Source organism: Bradyrhizobium sp. 33ap4 (assembly GCF_032654765.1).
In the GTDB taxonomy this organism is placed as follows: domain Bacteria; phylum Pseudomonadota; class Alphaproteobacteria; order Rhizobiales; family Xanthobacteraceae; genus Bradyrhizobium; species Bradyrhizobium australafricanum.
Genome location: NZ_JAUMTJ010000103.1, coordinates 1 through 18,216, shown reverse-complemented (window position 1 = coordinate 18,216; position 18,216 = coordinate 1). Strand labels below are relative to the sequence as shown.

The 18,216-nt window shown below is 59.8% G+C and carries 14 protein-coding genes and 6 pseudogenes; 15 read left to right on the top strand and 5 right to left on the bottom strand.

What is annotated here, in order from left to right:
* Positions 1 to 1,507: 1,507 nt before the first annotated feature.
* Positions 1,508 to 2,533 (bottom strand): IS66 family transposase, encoded by a 1,026-nt coding sequence (tnpC, locus tag Q2M23_RS41590; protein ID WP_316399183.1) that lies wholly within the window; start codon positions 2,531 to 2,533, stop codon positions 1,508 to 1,510.
* Positions 2,534 to 3,158: 625 nt separating this feature from the next.
* Between tnpC and Q2M23_RS41585 the strand changes: the two genes are divergently transcribed.
* Positions 3,159 to 4,055, top strand: coding sequence for a reverse transcriptase domain-containing protein (locus Q2M23_RS41585; protein WP_316399182.1), 897 nt, complete (start codon positions 3,159 to 3,161; stop codon positions 4,053 to 4,055).
* Positions 4,056 to 4,371: 316 nt separating this feature from the next.
* Positions 4,372 to 5,622, top strand: a pseudogene (gene ltrA, locus Q2M23_RS41580) (group II intron reverse transcriptase/maturase).
* A gap of 135 nt (positions 5,623 to 5,757) precedes the next feature.
* Here ltrA and Q2M23_RS41570 read toward each other — a convergent pair.
* Entirely contained in the window at positions 5,758 to 6,105 is a 348-nt protein-coding gene (locus Q2M23_RS41570) for a hypothetical protein (RefSeq protein ID WP_316399180.1), read from the bottom strand.
* Here Q2M23_RS41570 and Q2M23_RS44315 point away from each other — a divergent pair.
* Positions 5,989 to 6,237 carry a group II intron maturase-specific domain-containing protein gene (locus Q2M23_RS44315; protein WP_410469836.1) on the top strand — a complete coding sequence of 83 codons (249 nt, stop codon included), beginning with the start codon at positions 5,989 to 5,991 and terminating at the stop codon, positions 6,235 to 6,237. The genes Q2M23_RS41570 and Q2M23_RS44315 overlap by 117 nt on opposite strands.
* Positions 6,238 to 6,373: 136 nt before the next feature.
* Here Q2M23_RS44315 and Q2M23_RS41565 read toward each other — a convergent pair.
* From Q2M23_RS41565 to tnpA, 3 genes and pseudogenes are all read right to left on the bottom strand, one after another.
* Positions 6,374 to 6,985, bottom strand: a pseudogene (locus Q2M23_RS41565) (IS66 family transposase zinc-finger binding domain-containing protein); the annotation flags it as partial.
* Complete coding sequence (gene tnpB / locus Q2M23_RS41560; RefSeq protein ID WP_410469834.1) at positions 6,915 to 7,373, bottom strand: IS66 family insertion sequence element accessory protein TnpB; 459 nt, start codon at positions 7,371 to 7,373, stop codon at positions 6,915 to 6,917. The gene tnpB (Q2M23_RS41560) and the pseudogene Q2M23_RS41565, both read right to left, overlap by 71 nt.
* Positions 7,370 to 7,768, bottom strand: a complete 399-nt coding sequence (gene tnpA, locus Q2M23_RS41555; protein ID WP_316399179.1) for an IS66-like element accessory protein TnpA — start codon at positions 7,766 to 7,768, stop codon at positions 7,370 to 7,372. Before tnpA ends, tnpB (Q2M23_RS41560) begins: the two co-directional genes overlap by 4 nt.
* 708 nt (positions 7,769 to 8,476) lie before the next feature.
* On the opposite strand from tnpA, the gene Q2M23_RS41550 reads away from it, so the two are divergent.
* The 12 genes and pseudogenes from Q2M23_RS41550 to Q2M23_RS41505 form a co-directional block, all read left to right on the top strand.
* Entirely contained in the window at positions 8,477 to 9,313 is an 837-nt protein-coding gene (locus Q2M23_RS41550) for an enoyl-CoA hydratase/isomerase family protein (protein WP_316399178.1), read from the top strand.
* A gap of 242 nt (positions 9,314 to 9,555) precedes the next feature.
* Positions 9,556 to 9,777, top strand: a complete 222-nt coding sequence (locus Q2M23_RS44310; protein WP_410469833.1) for a 3-hydroxyacyl-CoA dehydrogenase family protein — start codon at positions 9,556 to 9,558, stop codon at positions 9,775 to 9,777.
* On the top strand, positions 9,704 to 10,171 hold the full coding sequence (locus tag Q2M23_RS41545) for a hypothetical protein (protein ID WP_316399177.1): 468 nt from the start codon (positions 9,704 to 9,706) through the stop codon (positions 10,169 to 10,171). The genes Q2M23_RS44310 and Q2M23_RS41545 overlap by 74 nt, the downstream gene beginning before the upstream one ends.
* Positions 10,172 to 12,015: 1,844 nt before the next feature.
* Positions 12,016 to 14,130, top strand: a complete 2,115-nt coding sequence (locus tag Q2M23_RS41540) for an acetate--CoA ligase family protein (RefSeq protein ID WP_316399176.1) — start codon at positions 12,016 to 12,018, stop codon at positions 14,128 to 14,130.
* A 394-nt stretch (positions 14,131 to 14,524) separates the two neighbouring features.
* Positions 14,525 to 15,195: pseudogene (locus tag Q2M23_RS44305) on the top strand (GMC family oxidoreductase N-terminal domain-containing protein).
* A pseudogene (locus tag Q2M23_RS44300) lies at positions 15,195 to 15,922 on the top strand (GMC oxidoreductase). Before Q2M23_RS44305 ends, Q2M23_RS44300 begins: the two co-directional pseudogenes overlap by 1 nt.
* Positions 15,923 to 16,058: 136 nt before the next feature.
* Positions 16,059 to 16,205, top strand: a complete 147-nt coding sequence (locus Q2M23_RS41525; protein ID WP_316399173.1) for a hypothetical protein — start codon at positions 16,059 to 16,061, stop codon at positions 16,203 to 16,205.
* 68 nt (positions 16,206 to 16,273) lie between these two features.
* Positions 16,274 to 16,501, top strand: a pseudogene (locus Q2M23_RS41520) (IS5/IS1182 family transposase); the annotation flags it as partial.
* Positions 16,502 to 16,637: 136 nt separating this feature from the next.
* Positions 16,638 to 16,985 (top strand): transposase, encoded by a 348-nt coding sequence (locus tag Q2M23_RS41515; protein WP_316399172.1) that lies wholly within the window; start codon positions 16,638 to 16,640, stop codon positions 16,983 to 16,985.
* Positions 16,982 to 17,053 (top strand): annotated as a pseudogene (locus tag Q2M23_RS44295) (hypothetical protein); the annotation flags it as partial. The gene Q2M23_RS41515 and the pseudogene Q2M23_RS44295, both read left to right, overlap by 4 nt.
* Position 17,054: 1 nt before the next feature.
* Positions 17,055 to 17,327, top strand: coding sequence for an IS66 family insertion sequence element accessory protein TnpB (tnpB, locus tag Q2M23_RS41510; protein WP_410469835.1), 273 nt, complete (start codon positions 17,055 to 17,057; stop codon positions 17,325 to 17,327).
* A 74-nt stretch (positions 17,328 to 17,401) separates the two neighbouring features.
* Positions 17,402 to 18,216: IS66 family transposase (locus Q2M23_RS41505; RefSeq protein ID WP_316399170.1), on the top strand; the 815-nt coding region annotated here is incomplete at its 3' end.

Below are 18,216 nucleotides of genomic sequence, written 5' to 3'. Positions count from 1 at the left end.
GAAACCCCGGCATACTGGGAACGCGGCCCCGAACCTTTCGGCGCTTCCCGCGCTGAATGGTTGCCGAGATGATCGCGAGGCGCGCACTGAAATAAGGACGACATTTATGTCAACGGCTATGTGATGGCTGTTGTGATCGAGCCAGTCGAGCGCCTTGCCGGCCGGTGCGGTCGCCTCTCATAGATGAACGTTGACCAATGAGAAAGCCGTTGGACGGGAAAGTAGGAGGGCGCAGCCCGACTGGAATTCCGCCCAGCGGCGGCGGCCCTGTCCCGGCGTTTCTGGAGACGCGGTCCGCCGGCTATGCCGGAGATTTCGATGATCCAAAGGAATCACTTTATGCCGACTGCCACACCTAGTTAATCGGCAGATGCCTACCTAAAGCTCACAAGACCATTCAACACCCGTAGCCATCGTGAGGCGTCAATCAGTGTCGACGCCGCTCACGCGAGCGGTGACTCGACCACAGGGCTGTTGGTTTCGATTCCTGCCGATTGAGGCATTCGAGACTATTTGTGGCCGGCGTGGTGGCGCAGGCGGCCGGCATGTCGACGAACCAATCGACCGATAGGTCCAGAGTAAGGCTCGTAGCCGCATTGTGGAAGACCGTTCTACGCCATGGAAACTGCACTGACAGGCGTTAGCGAGAGATCGGAAAGTTCTAGGACTGATCGTACGGCCGTCGCCCGCCGTGCGGGCGATTGCGCGGGATGTGGTGATGCTGTCATCTGATCGACGAGGACAAGCGGCTCTTATGCGGCGACGTGCCAGCCTGAGGTGTCCGTCGCGGAGGTGGCCGAGTGCGTTCGACAGTCCAGCGCCTGGAGGCGACAGAATTGGAGGAATGCTCTGCCGGCCGGCCGATCCTGCGCCGGCCGGGCGCAAGCACGGATTGCCGACGCGCGGACGTCAGGCAAGGCAGTTGTCGGTCCGAACACGAGCGGGCTGATTGGGTTGATCGCCTGCATCTCAAGATCGGGACAGCATTGTTGCCTTATCGCCCCCAAACACCGAAGTAGCCGTGCTCGTTGATCCGACGATGCGACCTCATCTCCCGACCGCGCTCGTCCATATGGCAAATGCTCTGCAAGGGATGCCGATTTTCGTTGAGAAGGACGACGAGCTAACCGTCCGCTTCAAACTGGCTCGTAAAGTAGGAGCCATCGAGAGACCTAATGCGACTCTCGTCAAAAAGGCCGCTCGTTAACAAATCGCCTTTACGCGGAGCCCCGAAAGATGCGAATCGAGCTCGCGCGATACATATGCCATTGCGCGTGTCTCAAGCTCATGCACCAGCCGACGAACACGGCCGCTCGATCGTGAGCGCGAAGTACCCGCTCGGCGTAGAGATGCGCTTCATCGGCCAGCAGGTTACAAATTCACGGCGGCGCTAGCGTCACGGACGAATACGCTGGCAGCCAGAATTTCGGGTGTACCCATACGACGAAGGCCGCCTGATCGACACATACGCGCGGGCGTGGCGAGTTGTATGATGATCGTGTGAGGGTCAGGCGGCTTGCTGATCGTCGGCATTGCCGGCTTGGCGCAGAAGCTTCCATTCCCAAGGGAGCAGTTCGTGCAGTCGCGAAGCAGGAAGATCGGCGATACGGGCCAGGACGTCGGCGAGCCAGGCCTTGGGATCGACGTCATTCAGGCGACAGGTCGTGATCATCGTCAGCATGATGGCGGCGCGGTCGGCGCCGCGACCGGCGAAGGTCCAGTTGCGCCTTCCCAAGGCGATGCCTCTCATTGCGCGCTCGGCACAATTGTTGGTCAAGCAGATCCTGGCATCGTCGAGGAAGCGGGCGAAGTCGTCCCAGCGCCTGAGCATGTAGTTGATCGGCTTCAGGACCTCGGAGGAACGCGAGAGGGTTTCGCGCTCACGCAGCAACCAGGCGTGCATGTTCTCGAGAAGGGACTTGCTGTTTTCCTGGCGCACGGCGCACCGCTCGTCGGCGCCGCGGCCGTTGATGGCGCGCTCGATCTCGAACAACGCATCGAGGCGCTTGGCCGCCTCCAGTGCGATCGGAGAGACCGGCTCGCCCATCTTGCCTTCCCGAGCATTTTTCTCGATGTCAGCCAGCTCGAAGAAGCCCCGCCGCGCATGGGCAAAGCAAAACGCCGGCGTCATCGGCTGCTCTTTCCGCTGCAGGTCGAACAGCGGCTCGAATCCGCTGTAACAGTCGCACTGCAGGATACCCGTGAAGGAGGCGAGATGCTTCTGGGGGTGCTTCGCCTCGTCGGTCGCTCGAGGCGTAATAGACCGCCGCCGGCGGCGCAGGCCCGGCGAAGGGCCGGTCATCCCGCACATAACTCCACTCCGCCCGGTCGTGCACTTGCCCTTCGCCAGGATACGGATGGTGGTGTCATTGCCATGAAGGCGCTCGGCCGCGAGCACATGGCGTTCGATCAAGTGGAAGAGCGGCATGACGGCGAGGGTCCCGTGGCCGACCTGGTCGGCCAGCGTCGACAACGGCAGGTCGCTCCCCTCGGCCTTGAAGCGCGCACTCTGGCGGTCGAGCGGGATATGCATGCCGAACTGTGCGTCCAGCGAAGGCTGGCATGTTCAACAGGAGTTAGTCCTGCCGGGGAAAAAGTTAGTCCCCCGTAGTGTGGATAGCAGAAAGGAGAGAAACCGAATTTCTGAAGCCTATCGACAAAGACTCCCTTGGGGAGCTCACGAGTCACCGGGCCGTATCAAAAGAGAACGCGCTGTGGCCTCGAAAATGCTCAGAACCGAAAGCCGAGCCCGCAGTTTAGGGGCGAAGGCAGCATGATCCGACGAATCTAACTGATGCGACGGATCATTTCGGCGGGGTGAAAGCGACAGCACGGTAACAAGGACATGCAAAGCAACTGGAGAAGCCTTCCTCATCCCGGAGAGAAATCGCCGGAAGAAGGTAGGCCGTATAACCGGCGCCCCCGGGAAATCGGCCGAAGATGAGAAGGTGGCGGCCGGGTCCGCAGTAGCGCTGAAGCGGGGTAACACCCGCGGAGCGAAGGCACCCTGCCATTTGTGATGTCTCCAACGTAAGGAAGGCAAGGACGAGATGACAAAGGCGTCCATCGATTTGCAGGACCTGAGGCGGAGGCTATACGTCAAGGCGAAGGCTGAACCGTCTTGGCGTTTCTGGGGTCTATACGTCCACGTGGGTAAGATGGAGACGCTGCGCGCAGCGTATGAGATGGCGAAAGAAAACGACGGCGCTCCGGGAATAGACGGAGTGACGTTCGAAGCCATCGAAGCGCGAGGCGTGGAGTCGCTACTCGAACAATCACGGGACGAACTGATCGGGCGCAGCTATCAGCCACTCCCATCAAGGAAGCGGGAAATACCGAAGGACGGGGGCTCCAAGGTCCGCGTTCTGTCGATTCCGGCTATCCGCGACAGAGTGGTGCAAGGCGCGCTCAAGCTCGTACTCGAACCTGTATTCGAGGCGGATTTCCAACCGGGATCGTTTGGATATCGGCCCAAGCGTACGGCACATGAAGCGATCAAGCGAGTTGCCCAGGCAATAGCCGAGCGGAAGACGCGGATTCTCGACGTTTATTTGCGCGCCTATTTCGACAACATCCGGCACGATCGGATGCTAGAGAAGGCGGCTCTGCGAATCGACGACAAGGAAATTCTGCATCTGCTGCGGCTGATGCTGAAAGCATCTGGCAAGAAGGGCGTTCCACAGGGCGGGGTAATTTCACCCTTGCTCAGTAATCTCTATCTCAACGAGGTGGACAAGATGCTGGAGCGAGCGCGTGAGGTAACTCGTCGCGGCAAGTACACCAACATCGAATATGCACGATTCGCTGACGATCGTGCGCCACGACGGCGCGAAGGAGGTGTGATGGAGAGCACCTTTGAGCAGCCTTGCTGCACAGCAGATGGGGGTTGGCCCCTCGAACTCGGGTTGCAGGATCAGGGTTCAAACCACCGGCTGCTGCTTCGGCCCAATGGTCGAGGTGGTGAGCGAGACCGGAAAAGGCAGAGCGAGACTCTGTCAGGTAAGGATCGAGGAGACGAGCGCAAGCGAACCACCGATGAGCTGTCGAAAGCGTAGGGAAGACGTCAAAACCAAGGGGTAGCGTAGTCGTTATCTTGGGATCAGTCTGAGCGATACCTGTTTACGGCTCAGGCGGCGTCCGGCAGGCGAGGTGGCGTGACCTCGGTTCAGGCTTCTGTGTGGAACGTGGGAACCCGTATCGCGATGCCAAGGGAATGGTTCAAGTGGAAGCCCCACAAGAGTCTGAGTACCAATGCGCGATGCAGGGACGGAGCCGTGTGTAGTAGTGACGAAGGCACTGTAATGGTGGCGGAGCGAAGGCACGGCACTGTCCCGCTTGATTGGAAGAACAACCGGAAACGGGAGGACTCTTTTGGGTCAAGCAAAGCCGTATGACATCCCCAAGCGCTGGGTTTGGGAGGCGTACAAACGGGTTAAAGCAAATCGGGGCGCAGCCGGTGTGGACGAGCAGTCGATCGAGGTGTTCGAGGCAGACTTGCAGAGCAATCTGTACAAGCTCTGGAATCGAATGTCTTCGGGCAGCTACTTTCCACCGCCGGTCAAGCGTGTGCAGATCGACAAGCGCGACGGCGGGAAGAGGCCGCTAGGAATTCCTACGGTGTCGGATCGCGTTGCTCAGGCGGTCGTCAAAGGATATCTGGAGCCGGATTTGGAGAAGCACTTTCATCCAGACTCGTTCGGATATCGACCCGGAAAATCGGCGCTCGATGCCGTTGGGCTTGCTCGCCAGCGATGCTGGCGGCATCCCTTCGTGCTCGATCTCGACATTCGGGCCTATTTTGACTCGATATCGCATGAGCTTTTGCTCAAGGCGATTCGGAAGCACACGGACTGCGCTTGGGTGTTGTTGTACATTGAACGGTGGCTTAAAGCTCCCGTTCAACTGGAAGACGGCACCCTTGAACCCCATGAGAAGGGCACGCCGCAGGGCTCGGTGGTATCACCGCTGATGGCGAATCTCTTTCTCCACTATACGTTCGACATGTGGATGCGAAGAAATCATCCGAGCATCCCGTTCGAGCGTTATGCCGATGATATTCTCTGCCATTGCGACAGTGAGCGGCAGGCACAACAACTGAAGGAGGCGCTTGCGAAGCGCTTTGCCGAATGCGGACTGGAGCTTCATCCGGACAAGACGAAGATAGTCTATTGTAAGGATGACGACCGGCGAGGTGATTATCCTGAACAGAAATTCGACTTTTTGGGCTACACATTCCGCGCCCGTCGGTCGAAGAACCGTTGGGGAAAGCACTTCGTTAACTTCAGCCCCGGTGTCAGCAATGCCGCGACGAAGGCAATTTGACAGGAAATCCGTGCCTGGCAACTACGCTGCCGGGTGGATAAGAGGATCGACGACCTGGCGAGGATGTTCAACCCGATCATTCGAGGCTGGATGAACTACTATGGTCGGTACTACAAGTCGGCGCTTTACCCGACACTACGCCATCTCGACCGATGTCTCGCGCGATGGGCGATGTCGAAATACAAACGTCTGCGGCGACATCGAAGACGGGCAGAGCACTGGGTACGGGACATTGCTTGCCGCACCCCCACGCTGTTGGCCCATTGGCCGATGCTGCACAAGACGGCGGCTGGACGGTAAGAGCCGGATGAGCGGAGACGTTCACGTCCGGATCTGTGAGCGCCTGGGGTGAAACTCCCCCGGGCGACTCGACTGGTGGTCTTGATCGACGCCCACAAGCGACATGACTGGCTGCTCGGTGCCATAGACAAGCGATTACGGGAAGAGTTCACCAAACTGCAGGTTGAAGTGAATGATGAGAAGAGCCGCATAGCCGACCTGGAACGAGGCGAGAGCTTCGGCTTTCTGGGATTCGACTTCCGCTACCTCCGCAGTCTGCGCGGAGTGATGCGGCCGTATTACACGCCCAAGCTCAAAAAGCGGACGGCGCTTCTGCGGGGGCTCAAGGAAGTGTTTCGCCGCCACCGGTCGCAACCGATTGGCCGGGTGATAAGCCTGATCAATCTGAAGCTCCGAGGGTGGGTAAACTACTTCGCGATGGGCGATTCCAGTAAATGTTTCGCCCACATCAGAGACTGGGTAGAGAAGAAGGTCAGACGCCATCTGGCGAAGGCTCGGAAACGAAAAGGTTTCGGCTGGAAGCAGTGGAGTAGTTCGTGGCTGCACGACGCCTTGAAGCTGTTCGATGGCTACCGGGCGAGTACTGGCAAGGCGAAAGCTGCTCCGGCACGATAGGTCCAATAAGCCTTGGTGCGAAGCAAATGGGAGCGCGTAGTGCGGGAAATCCGCATGCTGCGTGCGGTGTGGCGGGGGCTGGAAACGTGCACGACCGAAAATTTTGTCGTGCGGCGCGCCAGTCCTCGACCCTACTGTCGAACAGCATGGTCGCCAGCAGTTGCGGGCCGATGAAGCCACGCGGCGTGGCATGGAACGGCGCCGGCGGCTGGCTGATCTTCTCGCAATCGCGGCAGGTAAATTTCTCCCGTACCGTCTCGATCAGCTTGAACCGGCGCGGGATCTCCTCCAGCCTCTCGGTTACATCCTCGCCCAGCTTCGCTAAACGCGATCCGCCGCAGCAGGCACAGCTCTTCGGGGCCTCGATAACGACGCGCTCGCGTTCGATGTCGTCCGGCCAGGGCTTGCGTACCGGCCGCTTGCGCGTGAAGGCGCGCACGCTCTGGGTTTTTGCCGCGCCGGCCCGTGCGGCAAGCTCATCCTCGCTCGCCGTGATGGCGAGTTCTTCAAGCTCCAATTCCAATTGTTCGATCAGCCGCGCCGTGCGCTCGGAGCGCTGCCCGTACAGTTCGCGCTTGAGTTTCTCGATCCGCAACTCGAGATGCCCGATCAGCGCCGCGTTATCCGACAGCTCCGCCTGCGCTCTGGCAGCCATCGCCTCGGCTCGCAGCCGGGCCTCACGCTCGGCTTTCAGCGCTGCCAGGGCACTGACAAGGTCCGACGGAAGGTCGTCCGGCTTCGATATCATGACGCCATTGAATCAGATTAAGCGGCAGATTCAAACCAAAACGGCTATCCGACCCGCGTCGGACGATTTCTTGCGGGTTGCGCCAATCGATTCCGGACAACAGGTAGCTCATCTGAGCCGGCGAGATCGTCACAGCTTCGCCCGCAACCGATGGCCAGACGAACCTTCCTCTCTCGAGTCTTTTGGTGAACAGGCATGCTCCCTGGCCATCGTGCCAGATCACCTTCACAAGATCGCTTCGGCGACCGCGGAAGACGAACAGATGACCGCTGAGTGGGTCCTTGCGCAGCACCTCCTGCACCTGGAGTGCTAACGACGGAAAGCCTCGGCGCATGTCCGTGTAGCCTGTCGCGAGCCACACTCGCGCGCCCGTCGGAACTGGGATCATCGGCGGACCAAAGCATCGAGAACACGACGTAGCGCGTCTCCATCAACGTCGCCATCGACCCGGATGCGGTGCCCGGTACCAAGATCAATCTCGATGATGCCGTGGCTCTTGCGTCGACGCGTCGTCGTCGTCAACGGCGCTTCGGCCACCTCCCGCGGTGGCGCGGACGATCCAATCTCGACCGGCACGAACGGCGCTATACTCGCTTCAGCGTGCCTGCAAAGCTCCTTGCGCCACCTGAACAGCTGGCTCACATGAAGCCCGGCCATGCGAGCCACCTCGGAAACACTGGCGCCGGGCTCGAGCGATGCTGCAACAAGCCGTTCTTTCTCATCCTGCGACCACCGGCGCCGCCGCTCGACCGATGTGATCACCTCCGCCCTCGAAATCGTCATAGCGCTTCTCCTAGGATTACCCCTAGGACCTGCAGCGATCGCGTTCGTCAAACAAGGCGGCCTTTGGCGGGGGGATACTTTCGGGTCGCCAGCTGGAGATGAGCTTCAGGGATAGCTTGCACAACTTAGCCAAGGTTTCGTCCAGAATGCAGGACACTACCAGGGTGTACTCCTCAAGGCCTCGCGACAAGGACCCTGCCGCGCAAGGAGGCCACATCTTCACACGCCACCTCTTCGCCAAGTCGGGTCGCGAGGTGCGCCGAGCACAACTCCTCAGTGTTAGCAGAGGCTGCGGCCTATCATCTTAGCGGGCAACGCTAACCCCGGTTAGCCGCGTTCTCGTCTCCGTGTGATTGAAATAATTCGCGACGGCATATGGGCGCGCGAATAACCCCCCAAGCACCGCCGGGTGCCCTCCGATGGCTTTCAGAACTCGCATCTCCGCTCCAGCTTCACGAGGAGCTCCGTTCCTAGCTGCGGAACTGTGGGGGGGCGCCCGGGATCGAGCGCGTGGAGCATTAGTTTCGCATGATTCCACCGTCCTCAAGGACACTTTCGCAGCCTTTAGGAGTTGAGACGCATTAAAGTTGCACCGGTTCAGGTATAGCTTACTGGCAGACAGCCGGTGCAGCCGTTAGCGGTTTGGGGTTAAGACTCGTCTTCGAATGCGCCGAGGCGACTTATAGCAGCATCTATGAAAGGCACGCGATGGCTTACAGCAACATAGTTTACGAAGCAGAGGACCGGGTTGCGCGGATCACGCTGAACCGCCCAAAGAAGTTGAATGCCCTCTCCGTTAAGTTGTGTCAGGAGGTTCAGGACGCACTCGCCTGCGCCGACCGTGATCCTGAGGTTCGCGTGGTAGTGGTGGCAGGAGCGGGCGGGCGAGCTTTCTCCGCCGGCTTCGACGTTAAAGACAAAGACTTTGAACCCGCGGACGGCGTTAAGGACGTCGAACACTGGAGGAAGACGCTCGAGGTATCCTTTCGCTTGCACTATTCCGTATTCAACTGCTCCAAGCCGGTTATCGCGATGATTGACGGCTACTGTCTAGGCGGCGCGGTCGAGTTTGCGTCTATGTGCGACTTGCGCTACTGCTCCGACGACGCGACGTTCGGAGCTGTTGAGGTGCGGTTTGGCGCGGCCGTGCAAATGATGTCATTGCCGTGGGTCATGGGTCAGCGCTGCCGTGAGATTGTCTACACCGGAGATCGCTTTGACGCGCAGAAGGCCTACCGCTTGGGTTTCGTCAGTGAAGTGTTCGCAAAGGACCGCCTGGAGGAAGAAGTCATCCGCGTCGCGAAACGCATTTCGCGAGTCCCGATGAACACATTGTTGTGGCACAAGCGGGCGCTCAACACCACCATGAGGGCGGGCGGATTCGATACGGCCCTGCAGTACGGCAACGAAGCCACAATGCTGATGATGGCCGGAAATGCCCGAACCCCCGAGTACCAGCACTACAGTGAGATCCGCAGCTCCCAAGGCATTGTGGCCGCTAACGAGTGGCTGCATGGGCTCTTTGCCCCCTTTGAGAAGCAATGAAAACCGAGCATTGCCTGCGGAGGGGGCACTGACAATTGTCGACTCTGTGGCTGAGGCGGTATAGGCGTAGCCCATGTGCAGGAGGCTGAACGGCTCGAACTCAAGAAGCGGCTTCTCAACGAGGCCAGCCGCGCGTCGCCGCCCGAAACCCTGATCTGCTCTTCGACCTCGGCATTTTTGGTCCTTGCTTCAAGCGGGAATGCGGCACGAGTCGGGTTCAGGAGGCAGCTTGGCGCGAAGCAATGAGGTTGGTGCACGACGATGTGGCCAGCGCGCAGGAAGTGGATGACGCGGTGCGCTTCTCCTTTGGTCTGCGCTGGCCGATCATGGGCCTCTCCAGACCTGCCGCATTGCCGTCAATGAGGCATCGGCCGACGTGCGATAGAGCGCATGGGGCCCGAACTCAAGAAACTTTGGACAAAGCTGACCAAGGTGCCCGACCTCATCGACGCGTACCTGGATAAACTCGGCGAACAGCTGGACGCGCAGATGGCGGCCGAAGATCTAAGCGTTTCCGAGCTGGAAACAGCGAAACAAATGCCTTGTGGTCTTGCCGCGCGCTTCGCTCGCAACGACTTTGCGCAGCGCTGCACCCGCAGCTTGAGAGCGGCAGCTACGCGAGTACTCGCCTCAGCTTTGCGAGGTCTCACTTGGCCTGCTGCGGACGCTGAATCGACAGATTCCGTCCGACTGGCTCGACCTGAATGGGCATGTCACCGAAAGCCGCTATTTGGAACTCTTGAGTCGCGCGACCGGCATGCTGGAGCAGTGTCTTGGTTGCAACAAACAGCGGCGCTTACTACGCCGTCGAGACGCACCTTCCATCTTGGGGAACTGTACGCCGGTGATCTGGTCTAGGTGGTCACGGAAGTCTGGAGTTGACGAGAAGCGCCTTCACCTGTTTCACGTGCTCACGCGCGTCGCTGACGATGCGCCCGCTGCGATGGGTGAAAACGTGCTGGTTCACGTCGACGCGCGTACCAAGCGCAGCGGATCGCGGCGCCGTGTGGGAACGTCTACAGGAATTGGCCGAAAGCACGCGGACCCGCCTCGACCTGAGCGGGCGGGGGCGCGCATCCGACTGCGCTGAGCGAGAGCTCACCTCGACGCCGCTCCTTTCGGGGCACCGTTAGGCAAAGCCGTCGTTGCCAGCGGCGGATGCCACCGCGCGCACTGCGACTTACCCCGTGGGGGCGGCGTGGCTGCCGGTGATGCCGCAGGACCGATCCTTCGCTGCGCTCCATCCTATGTTGTGTCCGGAGTGCGCCCGCCGTCCTTGGACCGTGGCCCAACGGAGTCGACGATCTGCTGGTGCATTGCCTTCGCCGCCGGAGCCAAGCTGTCCTTCGAGCGCTAGCTTTCCTGGACGCGAACGAGCGCTTCACAGGATGTCCTTCCGACACGAGGTCGATCAGGATCTCGGTCGTGAGCTTCCGCCGCGGGTCGGCTTATGACGGCGCGATCGCCCGCAGCATGATTTCGTCTTGCACCCCTGGAGATTGCTGTTTTGCACCTCGGCGTGCGCGTTCTAGCCTTCCGCCGGCAACAAGCTAGCGCTGTAGACAACCGACCGCTCGAGGTTGTTGCGAATTAAGCGTAGGTAAGTTCTCCGTTCGGGCGCACCTGCGGTATGGACAGACCCGGCGCAGTTCATGCTCACGATGCGGTCCATATTCATCCGCGAGGTTGCCCGCAAACCCTGTCGGCGCGCTTACGGACCAATTATAGTTTTCGCAGAGCGTTCTATCTCGGATCTGAGCAGTTCAATAGCCCGCTCGACGCCATGTGGATTCCGCCGCTTGCTGATCGACCGCGCCCTCGAGCGCGGTACGGAAAGCAAAAAATCGGCTAATGACTCCACTCCGGCGGGACGGCGTTCCCCGACGAGATCACTCACGCAGCCCTGTTCGGGGCCTCGGAACACTGTTCTACGTCAACGGCCAAGCTCTCATGGTAGACGGCGGTCTCTCGAGCTCGCACCCGGTGGCGGGCGACGTCCCGGCGCCGGCAATTATTCCGAGACAGGGGCGCGGGCGGTGAAGGCGCTGTTGAGCAGACATATAGGCGAGTCACACACCCCGGTACTGGAGGAGCTTCCTCCGCCTGAGGCAATGTCTAGCTTCCCGGTGGTCGAGGTCAAGGTTGTGGGCGTCAGCTTCCCCGACACCCTGATCATCGAGGACAAGTATGAGCGCAAACAGGACCGTCCGTTCGCGCCTCGCGGTGAAATTGCAGGGTGGCGAAGGAGGTCGGCGCGGGGTGCCACACGTGAAGCCCGCACGATCGCGTGCTCGGCAACACATACTGGCGCGACATGGCCGAGGAGGTCGTGGTTGAAACCCATACTAAACGGCTAAAAGGAACGCGCGAGACTCAGGCCGCACCAGCTGCTGCTGGTTCTGGGCGTGAGCCTCGCTGCTGTCGAGCTCGGCCGTGCTATGGGGCGGGGGTGCTCGCCGCCGCCTCGTCAGAAGAGAAGGTCGTGTAACGCAAGCAGCACCGCGCCAAGAAGGCGCAGACGGAAGGCGCGCCCTGCACACTTTCATTCCTTTTCAGGCGATCTTTGCGGTCTTTAGGCGTCAGTTCGCTTTACAGTTCGGCATGTCCGACTGCGCGAGGCGGCTGCGCTTGCGCCGAAGAGTCGACGAAGATGCTTGACCACTCGAGTCTCCCGCCCCCGCTGCAACACGAAAGGATGCGACATGAAAGAATCTAAGACCGCGAGCCTCACGGATCTGGCGCCCCTGTTCCGACCAAAGTCGATTGCGGTGGTCGGCGCAAGTCCGACATCTGGTTGGGGGCGGCAAGTACTCGAAGGCTATCGGGCACTCGGGTACGAAGGGAAAGTGGCCGTAGTCAATCCGAAGTACAAAGAAGTTGCTAGTTACCCGTGTTTCCCGTCCTTAAGGAGTATGCCGTTCGTTCCAGATGCCGTGTTGATCTTGCGAGATCGTGCAGCGACCGTTTCCGTAATTGAGGAAGCTGCAGAGGTCGGCGTGCGAGCTGCGGTAGCTCCTGCGATCGGCTTTGCCGAATGGGGCGCGGAGGGTGCGGCAGCGCAGGCACGGATTGCCGATGTCGCGCGAACGTCAGGTATGGCGGTTGTCGGCCCGAACACAAGCGGGCTTATCAATTGGGTCGATCGTCTGCATCTCAAGATCGGAACAGCCGAGGTCAGACGCCCAGGCCATGTCGCTCTATTTGGCCATGGCACAGGAGCTAACATCTCTATCGCCGGAAATAAGCGCGGGGTGCGCCTTAGCCACATGGTTTCCTGCGGGAACGAAGCGGTCACCGGCAGTTCCGATTTCCTCCGGTACTTCATTGATGATCCGCATGTAAAGGTCATCTGCGGCTTTATCGAGACAATCCGCGATCCCGAGCGCTTTTTCTTCGAATGCAATCGCGCGCGTGCCGCCGGCAAGCCCGTGATCTTAATGAAGGCCGGACGCACGGAAGCCGGTCAAAAGGCGGTCGCTGCGCATACAGCTGCGCTTGCTGGACCCTATCGGCTCTATCGCGAGCTCTTCAAGAGACATGGCGTTGTGCTGGTGGACTCCTTTGAGGAGCTACTCGCGTGCGCCTTGGTCCTGCAGGCGGGACGAACCCCAGGTGAGGGGAGACTTGGATTGACATCTACTTCGGGAGCGCTGGCTGAGGTGATTATGGATGAGCTAGGGAAGTATCCTTCACTCAGCCATCCTGACTTTCAACCGCAGACGGTAGATGCCCTGCGCAGCCTCCTACCTGACAACCTCCCCGTCAACAATCCTCTAGATTTCTGGGGAACGAGCACTCAAGACCTGGACGTCTATACGCCAAAAGTCTTTCAGGCGGTCGCAAACGATCCGAACATTGACGTCGTCGTAACACCGTATGATCCAAATCAAACTGGCTCAACTGGCCAGGAATATGAGTTGTTTGCCAACAGCGTAGCCAAAGCCGCCGCGGCGACCGACAAACTCTTCGCCTTGGTTACACCACTCGAGGGTTCGGCGTCGCCCGAAAAAGTAGAGCAGTTACTAGAGAAGAATGTCGTAGTTCTTGGTATGCAGCAGCTTTTCCGCGCCCTCGATCACGCCGTCGCCTGGGCGCGGCCCGTGCCGCCGATTGCAGAACAACCCCCGATCAACAAATCTGAGTTGGCGAAGCGGCTCTCCGACTCCCGGGGTAAGCCCTTTGGCGGCAAACCGGCGCTGGATTTCCTAGCCGCGGCGGGCATTCCAGTGGTCGGGAGCCGTTTCGTAACGACTGTCGAGGCTGCAATCAGCGCAGCAGGCGAACTTGGTTATCCTGTCATTGCCAAAATCGGCGATACAGACGTATTGCACCGAACCGAGCGATCCGGTGTGATTACAAACTTGCGGGATCCGCAAGAGCTCTCCGTGGCCGCGAAAAAGCTATTCGCCGCGGACTCGAAGACCCTCATCATTCAGCCATTTGTGCGGGATGGGATGGAGATGATCCTCGGCCTCGAGACGAATGACCTCCTCGGGACGTTCGTCCTGGTTGGTCAAGGCGGCATCTGGACGGAGATCATGGACGACGCGGCGCTTCGTCCGGTGAGGCTGCGGGTCGGCGAACCCGAGCAGATGATCGCTCAACTGCGGGCAGAAAAACTCCTTCGGGGTGTTCGCGGCGCTCCTCCTCTCGATGTCCAGGCGCTCGTTAGCGCCGTGCGACAGCTTGATGCGCTCGGCCACAGTCTCGGCGATCAGATCCGCTCGCTTGATATCAACCCGATCTTTGTGCGCGAACACGGTATTGTCGCGGTCGATGCGCTCGTCGTACCTGTCTCCAGTGAAACTGACGGGTGATGACGATGTAAGCAATAATGCTGGCGTGGGGGCTGGAAGCAGGCTCTTTGGCGAACTCGTTCGTACTGGAGGCCCCAAGGCGGCTTTTCGAGATTTTTGTACAACACCATACCTCTCGAACTTGTCCACACTGGGAGCCCCTAGTACTGTTATGGTAGATAATTCCACCTACATCGTCGTGGGAGCCGGTTCCGCCGGATGCGTCCTAGCGTGCCGGCTCTCGGAGATCCCTGGACGCGAATCCGCTAATCCCCATTTCAATCGGTACAGGAAAATTGCTGCGCAACGGCCTGCATAGCTGGGTGTCGCACGCGAACCGAGTGAAGCCCTAGGTGGATGCCGCCTCAGTTGTCGAGGCGGGAGAGTTCTTGGCGGGACGTCGTCGATTAACGGGATGATTTACGTGAGGGGCATCCGACGGACTGCGATCGGTGGCACGCTAGGTAATCCTGGTTGGAGCTATAAGGACGTCTTGCCCTATTTTCTGAAAGCGGAAGGACTTACTTCTCGAGACGGTCCGTACCACAATCAAGACGATCCACTTCGCGTGAGCAAAGCTATCTCGCCGAATCCTTTGTATTCGGCGTTCATCTAAGGCGGAGTTCAGGCGGGCTTTGCGGAAACACCCGATCTCAACGGCGAGTCACAAGAAGGATTCAGCCGCTACGACTTCACCATCTATAGAGGCCGTCGCTGGTCAGTGGTCCGCGCTTATCTCGATGAGGCCCGCCGCCGTCCCAATCTTCACGTGATCACTCGCGCACATGCGACGCGGGTTCTCTTCGAAGGGCAGCGAGCAGTCGGCGTGGAAATCGCAGATTTGGAAGAACTCACCGAGCTACGGCGGACGCCGAGGTCATCCTGAGTGCAGGAACGATCCGCTCGGCGATTTTGCTACTCCGCTCGGGTGTAGGCGACCCGGCCGCCCTCGCCAAGCTAGGCATTCCTGTGATTGCGGGCCTGCGCGAAGTGGGGCGGAATCTTCAGGATTATCCGGGCGTCCGTCTGTCCTTCGGCTGCACTCAACAAATCACATTGCTCAGTCTAGTGCGTGTGCAGCGTTGATGATGGGTCAAGCTCTCTTGCTGCGCTCCGGCCTGGGACTAACACTCCGTTCGAAGCTGGAGCGTTCACCCGTTCACGACCACAACTTGCTGCGCCAGACATCCAGTGGCATTTCCAGATCGGTCTCGGTGTACCTGGCCTCAGATGGCCGGTGTGCGAGCTCGATCGGGAAGGATTCTAAATTTTTATCATCACTACTTAGGCCGGAGAGTCGCGGGACTGCTACGATCACCTCTCCTGATCCTTTCACGCCGCCGAAGGTAGAACTTGGTTATATGTCATCGCCGTCCGATTTTGAAACCATGCTCATCGCCGTATTACAAGCGCGCAAATTGGCTGCGCAGCCAGCATTCCGGGATTATCTCAGCGATGAGATTGAACCCAGTCCAGAGAAGATGAGCGACAGCGAACTGTGTGACTGGATACGCACCCCGGCGATTAGCGGCTCACACTGGCTTGGCACCGATCGCATGGGGGGGACGATGCAGCGGTGGTCGACCCTGAACTTCGCATGCGAGGTGTGAAAGATTTAAGAGTGGTCGATGCCTCGGTAATGCCAACCAACATAGGCCGGCAACACAAATGCACCGACGATTATGATTGCGGAGAAGGCCGCCGATCTAATTCGCTTAGCGAGGCGCCAAGTGATCAGTGCTTGAGCCATTTTTCATGTTCCGATACTGAGCACTCGCCTCAGTCGGCTGTGAAGAGCCACCCAAGCCATTGAGCGGGAGTCGATTTTTGCGGAGCGAGGTTTGAGACTGCAAGCTTTCAGGGTTTGAAGGCCCGAAAGCTTGCAATTTCACTTTTGCGATTCCCTCAAATCGCGAGTAGTGATTCCTTCGGTCGCATCGGAGGGAACGATGCGACCGAAGGAACGACGGGACAGCGGACAGGCCGATCTTCTGCGCTCGCAGCTGGGCGCGATCATTGACATGGACCATGCCCTGGTGAAGCTTTCGCGGACGATCGACTGGTCATTCCTCGAGGAGCGGTTCTGCGCGGTCTGACCAAGCAAGTTCAAGCGCGCCAACCGGGCCTTGAAGACGCTCAGAACCTATCTGGCCGCGTCATAGCCATGATCCCGGACATGGAGGCGCTGATCGGCAACATCATCGAGCGCCTCGTTCTCGACAAGGGCTACCGCGGTTACAATTTCCCACCCGATTACAGGTTCAGTGTCTTCATCGCAGGCCAGAAGCGGCGGGTGACGCCCAAGATCAAATGCGGGTTGCGCCGGCGTTCCGCCATCGAGCCGGTCATCGGCCGTCGCAAATCCGAACATCGGATGGGCCGGAACTATCTCTGCACCACCAGTTCGATGTAAGCGGCAAGAGACCCCGCCTGGCGGAGTGGGTAAGCGATCGGCTATCGGCTGCTGAGTTTGTGAGCCGATGTGAGCTTCTATGTCTGCGCCTAGTTCTGGAACTAGAACCTTCCATATGATCGAAGCGGTTGCCGAGCGTCTTGAGGGAGCGCCGCGGCAGCTTCGCCGACGCTGGTCGGACGAGTTTAAGGCGCAAGTTGTGACAGAGGCGCTGGAGCCTGGCGCGAGTGTCTCGGCGATCGCCCGCCGGATTGGCATTCACCCGTCGCAGCTGTTCGCCTGGCGCCGTGATGCTCGGGCAGAGCGACATTGTCCCGCGCGGCACTCGAGTTGCGAGGGTGTGGTGGTGTCTGCGGCAGGCACAGTGATCGAAATTGCGATTGGCGAGGTGATCGTGCGCGCCGGCGTGGACGTCGACGAGGCGCAGCTGCAGCGGGTGATCCGGGCGGTACGTTCGGCATGATCCCCTCCGGCGTGAAGGTGTTCCTCGCCAGCCATCCAGTCGACTTCCGCAAGGGTATCGATGGGCTTGTTGCGCTGGTACGCGATGCCGGCTCAGATCCGTTTCACCGGTGCGCTTTATGTGTTCCGGGCCAAGAGGGCCGACAGAATAAAGATCGTATGGTGGGATGGCTCAGGCGTGTGCCTCTATCTAAAACGGCTCGAGAAGGCGAGGTTCTGCTGGCCGCGGATCGGGCATCATCGGGTGCAGCTGAATGCTGCGCAGTTGATGGCACTGGTGGATGGGATGGACTGGAAGCGGGTCCGGACCGCGGCGGTCAAGCCGCCGGAGATTGTTGGGTAAAAGCACTGCGGCGAAGTGAATCAGCGGCCTGAAAGGGCAAGAGAACCGGGGCAAAATGTGCTCTGGTCGGCTCAATGACGCCGCCCGATCTCAGCCTCCCGAATGACGTAGAGACGCTGAAGGCCATGGTGCTTGCCATGGCCGAGAAAGCGGCCCGCGCCGCTGCTCTGGAGAGCGAAGTCGCCGATCTCAAGGCCCGCAACGCCGATGCCGATACGCGCATCGAGCGGCTGACGCAGATCCTGAAGGCCTTCGACCGCGCTCGGTTCGGCCGACGATCGGAAAAGCTCGGCTCGGCGAACGGCGACGATGAACAGCAGGCCTTCGTCTTCGAGGAGATCGAGACCGGCATCGCCGCGATCAAGGCCCAGGTCAGCAAGGGCCGTGCGCAGGCGGATGGCAAGCGTGCACCGCGTCGGCGCAAGGGCTTTGCGCCCCATCTGGAACGGATCGAAACCGTCATTGAGCCGCAAGAGCTGGCTGAGCATGCCGGCAAGCAGAAGGTGCTGATCGGCGAGGACGTGTCGGAGCGCCTGGATGTGGTGCCGGCGAGGTTCCGTGTGATCGTCACGCGCCGCCCCAAGTATGCCTTCAAGAACGCGGACGGCGTCATCCAGGCGCCGGCCCCGGCCCACATCATCGAAGGAGGCATTCCGACGGAAGCGCTTCTGGCCCAGATCGCCGTCGCCAAATATGCCGATGGCCTGCCGCTCTACCGGCAGGAGGCGATCTACGCCCGCGATAATGTCGAGTTGGACCGCCAGCTGATGGCACAATGGATGGGTAAGCTCGGCTTCGAGCTCGAGATCATGGCCGACTACATCTTCAGCGAGGTCAAGAAGGCCGAACGGGTCTTTGCCGACGAAACCACTTTGCCGACGCTCGCTCC

What these genes read in the sequence shown, in the direction of transcription:
- tnpB (WP_410469834.1), bottom strand. Translation starts at nt 7,373, where the DNA reads ATGATCCCAGTTCCGACGGGCGCGCGAGTGTGGCTCGCGACAGGCTAC.
- Q2M23_RS41515 (WP_316399172.1), top strand. Translation starts at nt 16,638, where the DNA reads ATGATCGAAGCGGTTGCCGAGCGTCTTGAGGGAGCGCCGCGGCAGCTT.
- Q2M23_RS41540 (WP_316399176.1), top strand. Translation starts at nt 12,016, where the DNA reads ATGAAAGAATCTAAGACCGCGAGCCTCACGGATCTGGCGCCCCTGTTC.
- Q2M23_RS44310 (WP_410469833.1), top strand. Translation starts at nt 9,556, where the DNA reads ATGAGGTTGGTGCACGACGATGTGGCCAGCGCGCAGGAAGTGGATGAC.
- tnpC (WP_316399183.1), bottom strand. Translation starts at nt 2,533, where the DNA reads ATGCATATCCCGCTCGACCGCCAGAGTGCGCGCTTCAAGGCCGAGGGG.
- tnpA (WP_316399179.1), bottom strand. Translation starts at nt 7,768, where the DNA reads ATGACGATTTCGAGGGCGGAGGTGATCACATCGGTCGAGCGGCGGCGC.
- Q2M23_RS41570 (WP_316399180.1), bottom strand. Translation starts at nt 6,105, where the DNA reads ATGGCGTCTGACCTTCTTCTCTACCCAGTCTCTGATGTGGGCGAAACA.
- Q2M23_RS41525 (WP_316399173.1), top strand. Translation starts at nt 16,059, where the DNA reads ATGCGACCGAAGGAACGACGGGACAGCGGACAGGCCGATCTTCTGCGC.
- Q2M23_RS41550 (WP_316399178.1), top strand. Translation starts at nt 8,477, where the DNA reads ATGGCTTACAGCAACATAGTTTACGAAGCAGAGGACCGGGTTGCGCGG.
- Q2M23_RS41585 (WP_316399182.1), top strand. Translation starts at nt 3,159, where the DNA reads ATGGAGACGCTGCGCGCAGCGTATGAGATGGCGAAAGAAAACGACGGC.
- Q2M23_RS41545 (WP_316399177.1), top strand. Translation starts at nt 9,704, where the DNA reads ATGGGGCCCGAACTCAAGAAACTTTGGACAAAGCTGACCAAGGTGCCC.